Below are 16,208 nucleotides of genomic sequence, written 5' to 3' on the forward strand. Positions count from 1 at the left end.
ACGGCTTCGGGTAAGGACTTCGCGAGAACGGCCGCCGCCGTACGACGGAGAGGCGGCCCGGCTCTTCCGAGGGGTCAGACGCGGGCGGGGCTCAGCGAGGAGAGGTCGGCCTCGATCTTGGCGGCCGTGGCCAGCAGCGGCGGCAGCAGGTCACGGCGCACAGCCTGCAAGGTCGTACGACTGGCATGCGTCGAGACGTTCACCGCCGCCACCACCCGCCCCGTACGATCCCGGATGGGCGCGGCGATGGACCGCAACCCCTCCTCCAGCTCCTGGTCCACCATCGCCCACCCCCGCCCCCGCACCTCGTCCAGCTCCGCCCGCAATGCGGCGGGCAACACGATCGTGCGCGAGGTGAGCCGCCGCAGCGAAGCCTGCGAAAAGTAGGCCTCCAGCGAATCGGGCGACATCGAGGCCAGCAGCACCCGCCCCATGGACGTGCAGTGGGCGGGGAACCGGGTCCCGATGTTGATCGTCACGCGCATGATCCGGGCCGTGGCCACCCGCGCCACGTACACCACGTCCTCCCCGTCGAGCACCGCGACCGAGGCCGACTCGCGCACCTCGGCGGCCAGCCGTTCGAGGTGCGGGTCGGCGACCTCGGGCAGGGAGAGGCTGGACAGGTAGGCGTAGCCCAGTTCGAGCACCCGCGGCGTGAGCGCGAACAACCGCCCGTCGCTGCGTACGTAGCCGAGATCCCCGAGCGTGATCAGGAACCGCCTGGCCGCCGCCCTGCTGAGCCCGGTCGCGCGGGCCACCTGGCTGAGCGTCAGCTCGGGCTCGGCGGCGCTGAAGGCGCGGATCACCGCGAGCCCGCGGGCCAGCGACTGCACATGATCGACCATGCTGATCCCCCTTGACAGGAGCCGACAGAAGCGTAGGTTCCGCGATACGGGGTTGTTCGGACAGAGAATACATGTACGCATAGCGAACACAAAGAGGAGCCTGTCGTGCGTCGCCCTCTCTTGATCCTCGCCGCCTTACTCCTGACCGCCTGTGGCGGCACACAGCCGGAGGGCTCGGCGACGACCAAGGTCACCGCCGGAGTCATCGCCATCGTCGACACCGCTCCGATCCATCTCGGCAAGGCCAAGGGCTTCTTCACCGAGCAGCGGATCGACCTCGCGATCACCCCCGTCCAGGGCGGCGCGGCCGCGGTCTCCGGCGCGGTGAGCGGGCAGTTCCAGTTCGCCTTCGCCAACACGACCTCGCTGCTGACGGCCAAGCAGCAGGGGCTGGATGTGAAGGTCGTCGCCAACGGCGTCTCCTCGACCGGCGAACAGGGCAAGGACTTCAGCGCGGTGCTGGTCAAACCGGACAGCCCGATCAAGGCGGCCAAGGACCTGGCGGGCAGGAAGATCTCGGTCAACCAGCTCAAGAACATCGGCGACACGACCGTACGCGCCTCCGTGCGCAAGGCCGGCGGCGACCCGACCGGCATCGAGTTCGTCGAACTGCCCTTCCCCGACGCGCCCGCCGCGCTGCAGAGCGGCCGGGTGGACGCCATCTGGGTGGTCGAGCCGTTCGTCAGCCAGGCCATCAGCCAGGGCGCCCGCCCCGTGGCCTGGAACTTCGCCGACGCCGCCCCCGACCTGACCGTGGCCATGTACTTCACCACGAGCAAGACCGACGCCGACCTCACCAAGCGCTTCACGGCGGCGATGCGCAAGTCGCTGGAGTACGCCGACGCGCATCCCGACGAGGTACGCGAGGTGCTGAAGACCTACACGAAGATCGCGCCCGAGGTGATCGCCAAGATCTACCTGCCGAAGTGGCCGGTCGAGGTGAACAAGGCGTCCGTGCAGACCATCGCCGACCTGGCCCTGGCTGACGGGGTGCTGAACAAGAAGGTCGACGTGTCGGCGCTGGTGCCGTGAGCGGGAGCAGGCACGCGTACGGCGCGGCCGGGCTCGGCGGGCTGCTGATCCTGCTGGAGGCCGTGCCCAGGCTCGGCCTGGTCGACGAACGTTTCCTGCCGCCCGCCACGGAGATCCTCCGCACGCTGGCCGCGAACCTGGTCACGCCCGCGTTGTGGATCGCGCTCGGCGAGACCCTGCTCGGCTGGGCGATCGGCCTGGCGCTGGCGTTCGGCGCGGCGGTCGCGGTCGGCCTCGTCATCGGGATCGTGCCCGGCCTGCGCGCCTACACGAACTCCACCGTGGAGTTCCTGCGGCCCATCCCGTCGGTCGCGCTGGTGCCGCTGGCCACGCTGCTGTTCGGCCCGTCGCTCGGCTCGACGTTGTTGCTGGTGGTCTACGCCGCGTTCTGGCAGGTGCTCATCCAGGTCCTGTACGGCGTCGCGGCCGTGGACTCCGTGGCCTTCGACACCGCCAGGTCGTACGGACTGTCGGCCTGGTCCCGGGTCAGGCACCTGGTGTGGCCGACCGCGCTGCCGTACGTCATGACCGGCCTCAGGCTGGCGGCGGCGGTGGCGTTCATCCTGGCGGTGACGGCGGAGCTGGTCATCGGCAGCCCGGGGCTCGGGGCCGAGATCCAGGTGGCGCAGAGCAGCGGGGCGGTGCCCACGGTGTACGCCCTGATCGTGCTGGCCGGGCTGGTCGGCATCGCGGTGAACGCGGCCGTGCGGCGGCTGGAGCGCAGGGTGCTGGCCTGGCACCCGGCCGTACGCTCGGAGGTGGCCGCATGAGGGCGATCAGGCTGCTCCTGCTGCCCGCCGTGCTGGTGCTGGCCTGGTGGGCGATCAGCGGCAGCTCGTTCTACCTGCCCGGCCCCGCCGCCGTGGCGCGGGCGTTCGCCGACACCTGGTTCTCCGAGCGGCTGGTCGACGACGTGCTGCCCAGCGCCGGGCGGCTGCTGGCGGGCTACGCGGTGGCCGGGCTGCTGGGTGTGGGCCTGGGCGTGCCGATCGGGTTGTCGCGGCGGTTGCGGGCCACGCTGGAGCCGGTGCTGGAGTTCTTCAGGGCCATCCCGCCGCCCGTGCTGGTGCCGCTGATCATGTTGCTGGTGGGTATCGACACGCCCATGAAGGTGCTGGTCATCGTCTCGGGCTGCCTCTGGCCGATCCTGCTCAACACCGTGGAGGGCGTACGCGCGCTGGATGAGGTCCTCGCCGACACCTGCCGCATGTACGGCGTGCGCGGCGTCTCCAGAATGCGGCGCTTCGTGCTCCGCGGCGCCAGCCCGCAGATCATGACCGGGCTGCGCCAGGCGCTGTCCATCGGCATCATCCTCATGGTCATCAGCGAGATGTTCGCCAGCTCCAGCGGCCTCGGCTTCACGATCGTGCTGTTCCAGCGGGGATTCCAGATCGCCGAGATGTGGAGCGGCATCCTGCTGCTCGGGCTGCTGGGGTTCGGGCTGTCCCTGCTCTTCCGCCGCCTGGAGCGGTGGGTCCTGTCCTGGTACTACGGCACTGGAGCCGCCCGTGCTTGAGATCTCCTCGCTGAACAAGGTCTACGAGAGCCCCGGCCGCCGGGTCGAGGCGATCGGCTCGATCACGTTCGGCGTCGGCGCCGGAGAGCTGGTCTGCGTCGTCGGCCCCTCGGGCTGCGGCAAGACGACCCTGCTGCGCTGCGTGGCCGGGCTGCTGCCGGCCAGCGGCGGCGAGGTGCGGGTGGACGACGTGCCCGTGACCGGCCCGCCGCCGCGCATGGCCGTGGTCTTCCAGGAGTACGGCCGCAGCCTGTTCCCCTGGATGACCGTGCGCCAGAACGTGGAGCTGCCGCTGAAGGAGAAACGGCTGCCCGCCGACCGGCGGCGTGAGCTGGTCGCCGAGTCCCTGGGCGCGGTCGGGCTCGCCGACGTGGCCGACGCGCATCCGTGGCAGTTGTCCGGCGGGATGCAGCAGCGGGTGGCCATCGCCAGGGCGGTGGCGTACGAGCCGCAGGTGTTGCTGATGGACGAGCCGTTCGCCGCCGTGGACGCGCAGACCAGGGCGGACCTGGAGGATCTGATCCTGCGGCTGTGGCGGGACCTCGGTGTGACCACGCTGTTCGTCACCCACGACATCGACGAGGCCGTCTACCTCGGGCAGCGGGTCGTCGTGTTGTCCTCGTCCCCCACCACGATCCTGGAGGACCTCAAGATCGACCTGCCGCCCGAGCGTGACCAGCTCACGACGCGCTCGCTGCCCCGGTTCGGCGAGTTGCGCGGGCACGTCTACCGGCAGATCCAGCGGGCGAGGGGGGAACGGTGACCACGGTCAAGGACGCCGTCTTCGCGGTGTTGCGGCACCACGGGATGACCACGATCTTCTGCAACCCCGGCTCGACCGAGGTGCCGCTGCTGACCGGGCTGCCGGACGACCTGCGTTTCGTGCTGGCCCTGCACGAGGGCTCCGTGGTGGGCATGGCCACGGGCTGGGCGATCGGCCGCGAGTCCCCGGCGCTGGTCATCCTGCACACGACGGCCGGGCTGGGCAACGCCGTCGGCGCCATCGCCACCGCCAGGGAGAACCGGGTGCCGCTGGTGATCCTCGTCGGCCAGCAGGACCGGCGGCACCTGGCGCTGGAGCCGTTCCTGGCCGGGCGGCTGGGCGGGCTCGCCGGCGACTACCCGGTACGCGTCGACCAGCCGGTACGCGCGCAGGACGTGCCGGGCGCGGTGGCCAGGGCCTTCCACGAGGCGGGCACGTCACGTGGGCCCGCGCTGGTCGTGGTGCCGATGGACGACTGGCGGGCGCCCTTCGACGGCGAGGTCATGGCCGCGCCCAAGCGCCTGCTCCGGCCCGCGAACGTGGCCGACGCCGACCTCGCGCCGCTGGTCGAGCTACTGACCGGGGCGCGCGCGCCGGCGATCGTGGCGGGGGCGGGCGTGCGCGACGGGTGGGACGCGCTGGTGGCGCTGGCCGAGCGCATGGGGTGCCCGGTGTACCAGGAGTCGTTCGGTGGACGGGCCGGGTTCCCGCAGGACCATCCGCAGTACGGCCAGGTGCTGCCCGCCGACAGGGAGCGGCTGCGGGAGCGGCTGGAGCCCCATGACGTGGTGCTGGTGGTGGGGGCGCCGGTGTTCCGGCAGTACCCGTACGCGCCCGGGCCCCTGGTGCCGCCCGGCACGGTGGTCGCGCTGGTCACCGACGATCCGGCGGTGGCCCATCGCAGCCCCGCCGACCTGGCCTACCTCGCCTCACCCGCCGCCGTGTGCGCCCGCCTGACCGCCCTGCTGCCGCCCGCCGACCGTGGCGGCGCGGGGCCGCGCGCGCGGGAGGAGGAACCGGCGGCCGGACAGCCGATGCGGCCCGCGCGGGAGGAGGAACCCGCGGACGGACAGCCGATGCGGCCCGCGCGGGAGGAGGAGCCCGTGGACGGACAGCCGATGCGGCCCGCGCGGGTGCTGCGCGAGCTGGCCAGGCGGCTGCCCCGTGACGCCGTGCTGATCGAGGAGACGCCGTCCTCCCGGCCCGACCTGCACCGGTTCGTGCCCGCCAGGACCTCGCTGGGCTTCCTGTCCGCGGCCATGGGCGGGCTCGGGTTCGCCGTGCCCGCCGCGGTGGGCCTGCGGATGGCGCTTCCAGGCCGCCCGGTGGTCGCGGTCGTGGGCGACGGGTCGGCGCTCTACGGTCTGCACGCGCTCTGGAGCGCCGCGCACTACCGCGTGGGCGCGTTGTTCCTCGTGCTCGCCAACGGCCGGTACGCGGTCATGGACCGGCTGGCCGACAAACAGGGCGGCAAGGCGCCGTGGCCGCCGTTCACCGAGGTGGACATGGGGGGCCTGGCCAGGTCGCTGGGGTGCCCGTCCCTGCGGGTGGACTCCTACGATGCCCTGACCGCCGCACTCGACGACGTCATGCCCACGCTCGCGACCCGCGAGAGCCCCCTGCTCCTCGACGTGGCCGTGGGCGTGGACCCGGATTTCCAGCCCTGAGGAGGCTCACCATGACGTTCCTGGACCCCAAGATCTGGACCGGACTGATCTTCGACGGCGGTTGGACGGCCTCGCGCGCCGGCGACGTGCCCGTCGTCGAGCCCGCGACCGGTAACGAGCTCGGCCGCGCCGGTACGGCCGGCGCGGAGGACGTGGCGGCGGCGGCCGTACACGCCCGGCGGGAGCAGCGGGCGTGGGCCGCCACGCCCTACGAGGAGCGGGCCGCCCTGCTGCGGCGGGCCGGACGGCTGTTCGAGGAGCACGCGCAGGAGATCCAGGACTGGATCGTGCGCGAGTCCGGCGGCGTGCCGGGCAAGGCGGGGTTCGAGACCCACGTGGCCGCGCAGGAATGCTACGAGGCGGCGGCGCTGGCCTCGCAGCCGCTCGGCGAGGTGCTGCCGACCGCCCGCAAGCGGCTCAGCTTCGCGCGGCGGGTGCCGGCCGGCGTCGTGGGCGTGATCGCGCCGTTCAACTTCCCGCTCATCCTCGGCATCAGGTCGGTGGCCCCGGCCCTGGCGCTGGGCAACGCGGTCGTGTTCAAGCCGGACCAGCGCACCGCCGTCTGCGGCGGGTACGCCATCGCCCGCGTCTTCGAGGAGGCCGGCCTGCCCCCTGGCCTCCTGCACGTGCTGCCCGGCGGCCCGGAGGCGGGCCAGGCCGTGGTCGCCGACCCGAACATCCCGGTCATCTCCTTCACCGGCTCCACCGCGGCCGGTCGGCGCGTCGGCGAGCTGGCGGCGCGCTCGCTCAAGCGGGTGCACCTGGAGCTCGGCGGCAACTCCGCTCTCGTGATCTTCGACGACGCCGACCTCGGCCCGGCCGTGTCGGCGGGCGCGTGGGCGTCGTTCTTCCACCAGGGCCAGATCTGCATGACCTCCGGGCGGCACCTGGTGCACGCTTCCGTGGCCGAGGAGTACGTCGAGCGCCTGGCCGCCAAGGCCGATGGTCTGCCGGTCGGCGATCCGGCCACCGGGCAGGTCGCGCTCGGCCCGCTCATCGACGCCGGGCAGCGCGACCGGGTGCACCGGCTGGTCACGGAGAGCGTGACGGCCGGGGCCCGGCTGGCTGCAGGGGGGACGTACGAGGGGCTGTTCTACCGGCCGACGGTGCTGGCCGAGGTGCCCGTCGGCGCGCCCGCGTACGCGCAGGAGGTGTTCGGTCCCGTCGCCCCGGTGACCACGTTCACCTCCCTGGAGGAGGCGGCCGCGCTGGCGGCCGACTCGGAGTACGGCCTGTCGCTCGGCATCCTCACCCGGGACGTGATGAAGGGCCTGGCCCTGGCCGACCTGGTGCCGACCGGGATCGTGCACATCAACGACCAGACGGTGGACGACGAGGCGGTGGCCCCGTTCGGCGGGGTGGGCGCCTCGGGAACGGGCACCCGCTTCGGCGGCACGGGCGCCAACGTGGACGCCTTCACGGAGACGCAGTGGGTCACCATGCAGGGCGACATCGCCACCTACCCCTTCTGACGGCCCCGAGGAGGAGGGGTGAGGGCCCCTGAAGGGGCCCCTGAAGGGACCTTCACCCCACCGGGTCACCGATTGCGGTAGCGGTCGGTGGCCTCCCTGGTCGCCCGGATGGCGGCGTCCGCCGTGTCGTAGCGGCGTTGCGCCAGCCCCACGAAGATGCAGTCCACGATCAGCAACTGGCTGATCCGGCTGGCCAGCGCCCCAGGCCGGAAGGCCGTCTCCCGCCCGGCCGACACCAGCGTGTGACGTGCCAGCGCGGCCAGCGACGACCGCGGGTTGTTGGTGATCCCCACGATCAACGCCCCCGCCTCCGCGGCGGTACGGGCGGGCACCAGCACGTCGGGCGTCTCGCCCGTGCAACTGATCGCCACCGCCACGTCGCCTTCCCGCAGCAGCGCCGCGCTGGTCAGCGCCAGGTGGGCATCGCTGAACGGGTGACTGGACAGGCCGATCCGCAGCAACTTCTGCGACATGTCGGCCGCCACCAGTCCCGAGGCCGCCACACCGTACACGTCCACCCGCCGCGCCTGCGAGATCGCGTCCACGACCTCCCCGAGCTGCTCGGGGTCGAGCTGGGCGGCGGTGTCGGCGAGCGCCTCCGACTCGGCCCGCGCCACCTTGGCGATCACGTCCGTCAGCGGGTCGTCGGGCGCGAGGTCGCCGGGCACCAGCCGCTCCGGCTCCTTGGCCACGGCCGCGGCCAAAGCGAAGCGCATCTGCGAGTACCCGGCGAAGCCGAGCGCCCGCGCGGTGCGCACGATGGTCGCCTCGCTCGTCCCCGACACCCCGCTGAACTCGGTGATCGTGCTCCGCACGACCAGCCCGGGATCGTCCAGGATGATGCGGGCGATGGACTGCGCCGCCGGCGTCAGCGACGGCAGCACAGCCCGTACGGTGGCGACCGGGTTCGCGGGTTCGGCCGTCACCGGAGCAACCATTCGGCTGCGGCCAGCGCGGAGACCCGGGAGATGCCGTGCGTGGCCACATGGATCGCGCCCTCGGGCGGAGCCGGGATGCCGGTGTCCACGATGATCACGTCGGGCCGCAGCGCCAGGGCCTTGGCCATGGTGTCGCGCACCCAGGGGTGCCGCGCCGCGTCGTGCACCACCAGCACGACCGGCCGCTCGTCGAACGCCGGCAGCTCGCCCTCCGGCTCCATCTGGACCCTCTCGGTGTTCGGCAGCATGGAGGCCAGCGCGGAGGTGATGCCGGTCGGCGTGGCGGGGTCCACGGCCTTGTTGAAGCGGGTGTTGACCTCGACGACCAGCGGCCCGCGGTCGAGCGCCGCGGTCCCGGACGTGGTCAGCGCCGCCCTGGCGGCCCGCAGGCCGGCGCTCTCGTCGATGTCGTCGCGGACCTTCGCGCGCAGCGACGCCTGGGCGGCGTACCAGGTGGACAGCGCGCGCACCCGCGCGGCCGCCTCCGCCAGCCGCTCCTCGGGCAGTGTGCCGTTCCTGACCGCCGCCACGATCGCGTCGCGGATCTCGCGCAGGCTGTCCTCGGTGGACAATCCCACGCAGATGGCGTCCACGCCCGCGTTGAGCGCGCGCACCGCGATCTCGCCGGGGGCGAACATGGCGGCCACCGCCCGCATCTCGATCGCGTCGGTGACCAGCATCCCGTCGAAACCGAGCTCGCCCCTCAGGAGTTCGGTCATGACGGTACGGCTGAGCGTCGCCGGCGCCGACGGATCGAGCGCGGGAATCAGCAGGTGGCCGGACATGATCGAGCGCACCCCGGCGTCGATCGCGGCTTGGAACGGCGGCAGGTCGCGCTCGATGAGCACCTCGCGCGCGGCGTGCACGGTGGGCAGCGCCAGGTGCGAGTCGGTGACCGTGTCGCCGTGCCCGGGGAAGTGCTTGGCGCAGGCCGCCACGCCCGCGCCCTGGACGCCGTTCACGTAGGCGACGGTGTGCCGGGAGACCAGCTCCGGCGTGGGGCCGAACGAGCGCACGCCGATCACCGGGTTGGCCGGGTTGGAGTTCACGTCGGCGGAGGGCGCGTAGTCGAGCGTGATGTCGATCTCCGCGAGCATCCTGCCGATCTGGCGGCCCACCCGTTCGGTGAGCTCGACGTCGTCCACCACGCCCAGCGCCCGGTTGCCGGGGAAGGAGCTGCCGGCCATGACCTCCAGCCGGGTGACCGTGCCGCCCTCCTCGTCGATCGCGACCACGGTGTCGGGGTTCTCGGCGCGAAAGTCTCGTACGAGCCCTTCGCCGATGGCGTTGCGGGCGAACAGCACCACACCGCCCAGACCCTCGCCCAGCGCCCGCCGCAACCAGTCGGGGGCGGAGGTTCCCTCGAACCCCGGATGCAGCACGGTCATCGCCAGTCTGTACAGGTCACCGCTCATCGGCATTTTCCTTCACAGTTGTTGATCTGAAGGTAATTTTCTGTCATCGTCGCCTTCGATACAACCACTTCCGAGAGGCCACCCCCCATGCCCAGCAGAAGGACTCTCCTGAAGGGTCTCGCCCTCGCCGCCGCCGCTTCGGCCGTCCCGCTGCCCGCCTTCGCGGATTCCGGGTACGTACCGCCGTTACGTCAGATGCGCGGCATGTGGATCGCGTCCGTGGTCAACATCAACTGGCCGTCCAAGCCGGGGCTCAGCGCCGACGAGCAGAAGGCCGAGTATCTGGCCTGGCTGGACGTGGCCGAGCAGCGCAAGCTCAACTCGGTGTTCGTGCAGATCAGGCCGACGGCGGACGCGTTCTGGCCCTCGCCCTACGAGCCGTGGTCACAATATCTGACCGGCACCCAGGGGCAGGACCCCGGCTACGACCCGCTCGGGTTCGCCGTGGCGGAGACCCACAAGCGCGGCCTGGCCTTCCACGCCTGGTTCAACCCGTACCGCGTCTCGATGCAGGCCGACCCGGCCAAGCTGCACCCCGACCACCCCGGCCGCAAGCACCCCGACTGGATCCTGCCGTTCGGCGGCAAGCTCTACTACAACCCCGGCATGCCGGAAGTGCGTAAGTTCTGCCAGGACGCCATGCTGGACGCGATCACCCGCTACGACATCGACGGCCTGCACTTCGACGACTACTTCTACCCGACCAACACCACGGCCTTCGACGACGCCGAAGAGTTCGCCAAGTACGGCGCGGGCTTCCCCGACCTGGCCTCCTGGCGGCGGAACAACGTCGACCTCATGGTCCAGGAGATGCAGCAGCGCGTGCTGGCGGCCAAGCCGGAGATCGCCTGGGGCATCAGCCCGTCGGGCATCTGGCGCAACAAGGGCACCGACCCGCTGGGCTCCGACACCAACGGCGGCCAGTCGTACGACAACCTGCACGCCGACACCCGCGGCTGGGTCAAGAAGGGCTGGCTGGACTACATCGCGCCGCAGCTCTACTGGTACGTCGGGCAGCCGCCGGCCGACTACTCCAAGCTCGTGCCCTGGTGGTCGGACGTGGCGAGCGGCACGAACACGCTCCTGTGGATCGGGCAGGCCGCGTACAAGGTGGCCGACCCCGCCCAGGCGCCCGAGTGGCAGGTCACCGGCGAGCTGTCCAGGCATCTGACGCTCAACCGGGAGCACCCCGAGATCAGCGGCGACATCTGGTACAACGCCAACGATGTCAAGGCAGACCGCATCGCCTCCATCACGACCGCGGTCAACGACCACTACCAGCGGCCCGCGCTCGCGCCCGTGCTGCCCAGGCTGGCGCACGGTGCGGCGCCCCACCGGCCGGTGCTGGCCTACGCGCTGCGCCGCTCGGGCGGGGTCGAAGTGCGGGCCGTGGCGACCGGCCGGGACGAGCCGTTCCAGTTCGCCATCTTCCGCTTCGACCGGCCCGCGGGCTCCGGCGCCTTTACCGACGCCCGCAACCTGGTCGCGGTCGTGCCGGGGGACCGGCAGATCCGCTGGACCGACCCCGACGGCAGGCGCGGCCACTACTACTACGTCGTAGCGGTGGACCGGGCCAACAGGACCAGCAAGCCGAGCAACGCCTTCCGCGTGATCTGAGGGCGTGCTACGCCAGCGCGCGTCGCCGGCCACTTTCCTGACCGGCGACGAGCCCGGCGCCACGCCCTCAGGCGTGGTCACCGCTGCTCAAGTCATGCCGCACCTGGACACGGAGACGTTCAGGTTCCGACGCTGCCGGAACCCCTCGCCGTAGCCCCGGTCGCGATCCGTTCCTAAGAAGCTCTGCGTCCAGCCGCCGAAGGTTGCTCGGCGTTGGTGGCTCCCGACGACCGCTGTGGTGGAACCACAGGGGTCGGACGCACCAGACCGAGCGCGACGACCTCGTTGGCCAGCCGTGTGCGCCGGTTGGTGCCCTCGGGAATCCTGAACTTCTGGTAGAGCCGCAGCAGATGCTGCTTGACCGCGGCCTCGGTCACGACCAGATCGTCGGCGATCTCGCGTGCCGTCGCCGGAGCGACGAACGCTTCGTCGGACAGCGCCGGCCTGCAGAGCGAGGTCAGCACATCGACCTCGCGCCTGGTCAGCTCGGGCGCAGCCGCCCTGCGCAGTTCGACCTCAGGGGTGAAGTCCTCACGGGGGACTCCACCGATGCGACCCCGCGCCGCGCCGAACGAGACGACGTCGCCGTCGTCAAGGACCCTCCGGGCGATCGGCCTGCCGTTCACCCGTGTGCCGTTCCTGGACAGCCCCAGGTCCACGACATACAGGTAGGGTCCTCGTCTGACGAACTCGGCATGGAGTCGAGACACACTCGGGTCGGTGAGCCGGATGTCTGCACCCCGGCCCCTTCCGACCGTAGTGATCTCGGGGCGCAACGGGACCACCTCGCCAGTGTCCTCGATGCGTATGAACGGCCCCTCCACGGCAGTTCCTCCCCAGGTAGCCCGCCGTAACTATTACTACAGCTCCGGCTTACCCAAACGAGGTGATGGGGAATCGCCTTTGCCGAAAGCAGAATCCCTCGTGAAATTGGTCTGGACCTCTCCGATCGGTTTTGCCTGCTCACGGGTAGACTTCGGTCGGAGATAAGCGGAGGAAACACTCATGGCGGACAAGCCCACGAAAGGTCTGGCTGATGTCGTAGCGGCGTCCACAGCGCTGAGCGACATTGACGGAAAGGCCGGTCGCCTCTTCTATCGTGGATACGACATCCACGACCTGGCCGGCCGCGCGACGTTCGAGGAGACCGCACACCTGCTCCAGCGAGGCAAGCTGCCCACCCGCGCCGAGCTGGACGCCTACGGAGACGAGCTGACGAGCGGCCGGGAGCTGGGTGCCCTGGCGTCCGCGAACATCGCCGAAATCGTCGAGAAACAGAAACCCATGGAGGCGTTGCGCTCGCTCGTCTCGCTGTCGGGCGCCGACGATCCCGACAAGGACTCCATCTCCCCCGAGGCCAACCTGCGCAAGGCCGCCCGGCTGGTCGCCCAGCAGCCGCAGCTCGTCGCCCGCTACCACGCCGCCCGCACCGGCGCCGCCGCGCCGCAGGCCGACCCGTCGCTCAGCATCGCCGGGAACTTCCTGCTCCAGATCGCCGGCCGCGCCCCCGCGCCGCGCGAGGTCGAGATCTTCGACGAGTGCCTGGTCCTGCACGCCGACCACACGATGAACGCCTCCACGTTCGCCGCCCGCGTCTGCGCCGCGACCCTGTCGGACATGCACTCCGCCATCGTCGCCGCCATCGGCACCCTCAAGGGACCCCTCCACGGCGGAGCGAACGAGCAGGTCATGAAGACGCTGGAGTCGCTGTCGCCCGGTGGCGTCGCCCAGGCCGTACGCGACAAGCTGGCGGCCGGCGAGAAGATCATGGGCTTCGGGCACCGCGTCTACAAGACCGAGGACCCGCGGGCCACGCACCTGCGCAGGCTGTCGGCAGAGCTGGCCGAGTCCACCGGCGACGACACGTATTATCGGATGTCCAAGGAAATGGAAGAGGTCGTCCTCGAGACGAAGGGCCTCTACCCGAACGTCGACTTCTTCGCGGCTTCGGTCTATCACTACCTGGGGATTCCGACCGACCTGTTCACGCCGGTATTCTCCATCAGCCGCATGTCCGGCTGGACCGCTCACGTCATCGAGCAGCACGCCGACAACAGGCTGATCCGTCCCGACAGTGAGTACATCGGTGAGACGGACCAGAAGTGGAAGCCGATAGAAGAGCGGTAGAAGAGTGTTAGGAGCGCGTTGAGCCAAGGGACTGAACGCGAGAGCTGGGGGCCGTACCCGCTGATCCTGGCTGGTGCGGCCATCGGCACGCTCGTGATCTTGATCGTGAACCCGCGCTGGGGCGGGTTCGTGCTGGGCGCCTTCATCATGATCGCCGCCGCCCTCCGTTTCGCCGGTTACGGCGGACAGCTCGCTCTGCGGAGCAAGACGACTGACGTCATCACGTTGTCCGGGTTCGGATTCGTGCTGGTCCTGACCTCGCTCCTGCTCTACAACAACGAGCTCAAGGCGCTGATCCTGTCCCTTTTCGCCCCGTGACCTGACGGTCCGATAGCCTCAACGCATCAATCATTGAAGGGGAACCATTCGCATGCCCAAGATCAAGGTGGAGGGTCCTGTCGTCGAACTTGACGGCGACGAGATGACCCGGATCATCTGGCAGTTCATCAAGGACCAGTTGATCCTTCCCTACCTCGACGTCGACCTGAAGTACTACGACCTCGGCATCGAACACCGGGACGCCACGGACGACCAGGTCACCATCGACGCCGCGAACGCCATCAAGAAGTACGGCGTCGGCGTGAAGTGCGCCACCATCACCCCGGACGAGGCGCGCGTCGAGGAGTTCGGACTCAAGAAGATGTGGAAGTCCCCCAACGGGACCATCCGCAACATCCTCGGCGGCGTCATCTTCCGCGAGCCGATCATCATGTCGAACGTGCCGCGGCTCGTGCCCGGCTGGACCAAGCCGATCGTCGTCGGCCGTCACGCCTTCGGCGACCAGTACCGCGCCACCGACCTGAAGATCCCCGGTGAGGGCACGCTGACGCTGACCTTCACGCCGAAGGACGGCTCCGAGCCGATCGAGATCGACGTGTACGACTTCCCCGGCAGCGGCATCGCGATGGCGATGTACAACCTGGACGAGTCGATCCGCGACTTCGCCCGCGCCTCGATGCGCTACGGCCTCAACCGCAACTACCCCGTCTACCTCTCCACGAAGAACACGATCCTGAAGGCCTACGACGGCCGCTTCAAGGACATCTTCGCCGAGGTCTTCGAGAGCGAGTTCAAGGACGAGTTCGACAAGGCCGGCCTGACCTACGAGCACCGCCTCATCGACGACATGGTCGCCGCGGCGATGAAGTGGGAGGGCGGCTACGTCTGGGCCGCGAAGAACTACGACGGCGACGTACAGTCCGACACCGTCGCCCAGGGCTTCGGCTCGCTCGGCCTGATGACCTCGGTCCTGATGACCCCCGACGGCCGGACCGTCGAGGCCGAGGCCGCGCACGGCACCGTGACCCGTCACTACCGCCAGCACCAGCAGGGCAACCCCACCTCCACCAACCCGATCGCCTCGATCTTCGCGTGGACGCGTGGCCTGGCCCACCGCGGCAAGCTCGACAACACCCCGGCGGTGACCGAGTTCGCCGAGAAGCTGGAGGCGGTCTGCGTCGAGACCGTCGAGAGCGGCCAGATGACCAAGGACCTCGCGCTCCTGGTCGGCGGCGACGCCAAGTGGCTCACCACCCAGGACTTCCTGGCGGCGCTGGATGAGAACCTCAAGAAGAAGATGGCTTGATCGTTCCGTTCCCCCGCAGCACGAAAGGGCCGCCTCCGGGCGGCCCTTTCCCATGTCTTGACGGTACGGCGGCGTGGCGCAGTTGATCAGCTGGGTATGAGCCATCTCACAACAGTCGTGCGCGTCTCGGGGGGTTCGGATGCGACTGCGTTATTTGAGTGGGCTAGGGGTGCTCACGGCCGCCGTCATCCTGACGGGATGCGACTCTGAGCCGGAGACCGTCAAGCTGACCGACACCAAGGCCAACGCCGCCGCCAAGGTCAAGGCGAGCAAGGCCGCCAAGACGAAGGCCGCCGCCAAGGTCAAGGCGAACGAACTGGGACAGATCCCGGTGCTGATGTGGCACCGCATCGTCCCCAAGCCGCAGACCACGGACGACCGGTCGCCGCAGCAGTTCAAGGCGGACCTGGAGCGGCTGGTCAAAGAGGACTACGTGCCGATCACGGCCGCCGAGATGGTGTCCGGGAAGATCGACATCCCGGCCGGCAAGCATCCCGTGGTCCTGACATTTGACGATTCCTCACCATCCCAGCTCACCCTGAACGAGATGGGCGTCCCCGCCAAGGACACCGCCGTCGCCATCCTCAAGGAGGTGGGGGCCGAGCACCCGGGCTGGAAGCCGAAGGCCACGTTCTACGTGACACGCGACATGTTCGGCAAGACCGTGCGCGAGGAGCAGGCGCAGGCGCTGCTCTGGCTCAAGGACAACGGGTTCGAGATCGGCAACCACACCCGCGACCACCTCAACCTGCGGGGCCGCTCGCAGAAGGAGGTCGAGGAGCAGATCGGCACGATCGGCAAGCAGATCACCTCGCTGTCCTACATCAAGCCGACCACGATCGCCCTGCCGTACGGCAACCAGCCCAGCAAGAAGGACTGGGCGCTGCGCGGCAAGCTCTACCACCACCAGGGCGCGTTCCTGGCCGGCTACACGCCCGCGCCCGCGCCGTTCAGCAAGTCGTTCGACGCGGCCGGGATCCCACGGATCAAGGTCATGGAGAAGAAGGGCGACTGCGCGCAGTTCTGCTCGGCGGCCTGGCTCGACTGGCTCAAGTCCAACCCGGACATGAGGTACACCTCCGACGGCGACGTGAGCACGGTGGCCTATCCGAAGTTCAAGACCCCGTACATGCGCAAGTCCTTCGCCGCCTGGGGCTTGCCGTATTGATCAATCTTCATCCTTTACGCGCTGCCGTGGCCGGCCACCCGCCGTCGCGGGCTTGCGCCTGTC

15 protein-coding genes are annotated in these 16,208 nt (G+C 70.1%); 11 read left to right on the plus strand and 4 right to left on the minus strand.

Annotated elements, in window-relative coordinates; translation table 11 throughout:
* Nucleotides 1-74 precede the first annotated feature (74 nt).
* Nucleotides 75-845, minus strand: a complete 771-nt coding sequence (locus tag ACFPZ3_RS55330; protein WP_379522506.1) for an IclR family transcriptional regulator domain-containing protein — start codon at nucleotides 843-845, stop codon at nucleotides 75-77.
* A 105-nt stretch (nucleotides 846-950) separates the two neighbouring features.
* Between ACFPZ3_RS55330 and ACFPZ3_RS55335 the strand changes: the two genes are divergently transcribed.
* From ACFPZ3_RS55335 to ACFPZ3_RS55360, 6 genes are read left to right on the plus strand one after another with little or no spacing between them, the layout of a single operon-like run.
* Nucleotides 951-1,877 (plus strand): ABC transporter substrate-binding protein, encoded by a 927-nt coding sequence (locus tag ACFPZ3_RS55335; protein WP_379522507.1) that lies wholly within the window; start codon nucleotides 951-953, stop codon nucleotides 1,875-1,877.
* Complete coding sequence (locus tag ACFPZ3_RS55340) at nucleotides 1,874-2,647, plus strand: ABC transporter permease (RefSeq protein WP_379522508.1); 774 nt, start codon at nucleotides 1,874-1,876, stop codon at nucleotides 2,645-2,647. The genes ACFPZ3_RS55335 and ACFPZ3_RS55340 overlap by 4 nt, the downstream gene beginning before the upstream one ends.
* Complete coding sequence (locus ACFPZ3_RS55345; protein WP_379522509.1) at nucleotides 2,644-3,393, plus strand: ABC transporter permease; 750 nt, start codon at nucleotides 2,644-2,646, stop codon at nucleotides 3,391-3,393. The genes ACFPZ3_RS55340 and ACFPZ3_RS55345 overlap by 4 nt, the downstream gene beginning before the upstream one ends.
* Nucleotides 3,386-4,156: an ABC transporter ATP-binding protein gene (locus ACFPZ3_RS55350; RefSeq protein ID WP_379522510.1), complete on the plus strand. Its 771-nt coding sequence runs from the start codon at nucleotides 3,386-3,388 to the stop codon at nucleotides 4,154-4,156. The genes ACFPZ3_RS55345 and ACFPZ3_RS55350 overlap by 8 nt, the downstream gene beginning before the upstream one ends.
* Nucleotides 4,153-5,823 (plus strand): thiamine pyrophosphate-binding protein, encoded by a 1,671-nt coding sequence (locus tag ACFPZ3_RS55355; protein ID WP_379522511.1) that lies wholly within the window; start codon nucleotides 4,153-4,155, stop codon nucleotides 5,821-5,823. Before ACFPZ3_RS55350 ends, ACFPZ3_RS55355 begins: the two co-directional genes overlap by 4 nt.
* Nucleotides 5,824-5,834: 11 nt before the next feature.
* Nucleotides 5,835-7,295, plus strand: coding sequence for a benzaldehyde dehydrogenase (locus tag ACFPZ3_RS55360; protein WP_379522512.1), 1,461 nt, complete (start codon nucleotides 5,835-5,837; stop codon nucleotides 7,293-7,295).
* Between the two features lie 65 nt (nucleotides 7,296-7,360).
* Here the strand turns inward: ACFPZ3_RS55360 and ACFPZ3_RS55365 are convergent, their stop codons facing one another.
* Together ACFPZ3_RS55365 and ACFPZ3_RS55370 are read right to left on the minus strand one after the other, a co-directional pair.
* The gene (locus ACFPZ3_RS55365) at nucleotides 7,361-8,221 is read right to left on the minus strand and encodes a MurR/RpiR family transcriptional regulator (RefSeq protein WP_379522513.1); all 861 of its coding nucleotides are present in this window, start codon (nucleotides 8,219-8,221) and stop codon (nucleotides 7,361-7,363) included.
* Nucleotides 8,218-9,648, minus strand: coding sequence for a glycoside hydrolase family 3 protein (locus ACFPZ3_RS55370; RefSeq protein ID WP_379522514.1), 1,431 nt, complete (start codon nucleotides 9,646-9,648; stop codon nucleotides 8,218-8,220). Before ACFPZ3_RS55370 ends, ACFPZ3_RS55365 begins: the two co-directional genes overlap by 4 nt.
* An 87-nt stretch (nucleotides 9,649-9,735) precedes the next feature.
* Between ACFPZ3_RS55370 and ACFPZ3_RS55375 the strand changes: the two genes are divergently transcribed.
* The gene (locus ACFPZ3_RS55375; RefSeq protein ID WP_379522515.1) at nucleotides 9,736-11,265 is read left to right on the plus strand and encodes a glycoside hydrolase family 10-like protein; all 1,530 of its coding nucleotides are present in this window, start codon (nucleotides 9,736-9,738) and stop codon (nucleotides 11,263-11,265) included.
* Nucleotides 11,266-11,438: 173 nt separating this feature from the next.
* Here the strand turns inward: ACFPZ3_RS55375 and ACFPZ3_RS55380 are convergent, their stop codons facing one another.
* On the minus strand, nucleotides 11,439-12,089 hold the full coding sequence (locus ACFPZ3_RS55380; RefSeq protein ID WP_379522516.1) for an FHA domain-containing protein: 651 nt from the start codon (nucleotides 12,087-12,089) through the stop codon (nucleotides 11,439-11,441).
* A gap of 181 nt (nucleotides 12,090-12,270) precedes the next feature.
* Here ACFPZ3_RS55380 and ACFPZ3_RS55385 point away from each other — a divergent pair, with 181 nt between their 5' ends.
* The 4 genes from ACFPZ3_RS55385 (at nucleotide 12,271) to ACFPZ3_RS55400 (ending at nucleotide 16,145) form a co-directional block, all read left to right on the plus strand.
* Complete coding sequence (locus ACFPZ3_RS55385; RefSeq protein ID WP_379522517.1) at nucleotides 12,271-13,392, plus strand: citrate/2-methylcitrate synthase; 1,122 nt, start codon at nucleotides 12,271-12,273, stop codon at nucleotides 13,390-13,392.
* Between the two features lie 18 nt (nucleotides 13,393-13,410).
* The gene (locus ACFPZ3_RS55390; protein ID WP_379522518.1) at nucleotides 13,411-13,710 is read left to right on the plus strand and encodes a DUF3017 domain-containing protein; all 300 of its coding nucleotides are present in this window, start codon (nucleotides 13,411-13,413) and stop codon (nucleotides 13,708-13,710) included.
* A gap of 52 nt (nucleotides 13,711-13,762) precedes the next feature.
* A complete protein-coding gene (locus tag ACFPZ3_RS55395) occupies nucleotides 13,763-14,977 on the plus strand; it encodes an NADP-dependent isocitrate dehydrogenase (protein WP_379522519.1) in 1,215 nt (404 codons plus the stop codon).
* Nucleotides 14,978-15,116: 139 nt separating this feature from the next.
* A complete protein-coding gene (locus ACFPZ3_RS55400) occupies nucleotides 15,117-16,145 on the plus strand; it encodes a polysaccharide deacetylase family protein (RefSeq protein ID WP_379522520.1) in 1,029 nt (342 codons plus the stop codon).
* Nucleotides 16,146-16,208: the final 63 nt, after the last annotated feature.

This window comes from Nonomuraea insulae (genome assembly GCF_042656245.1).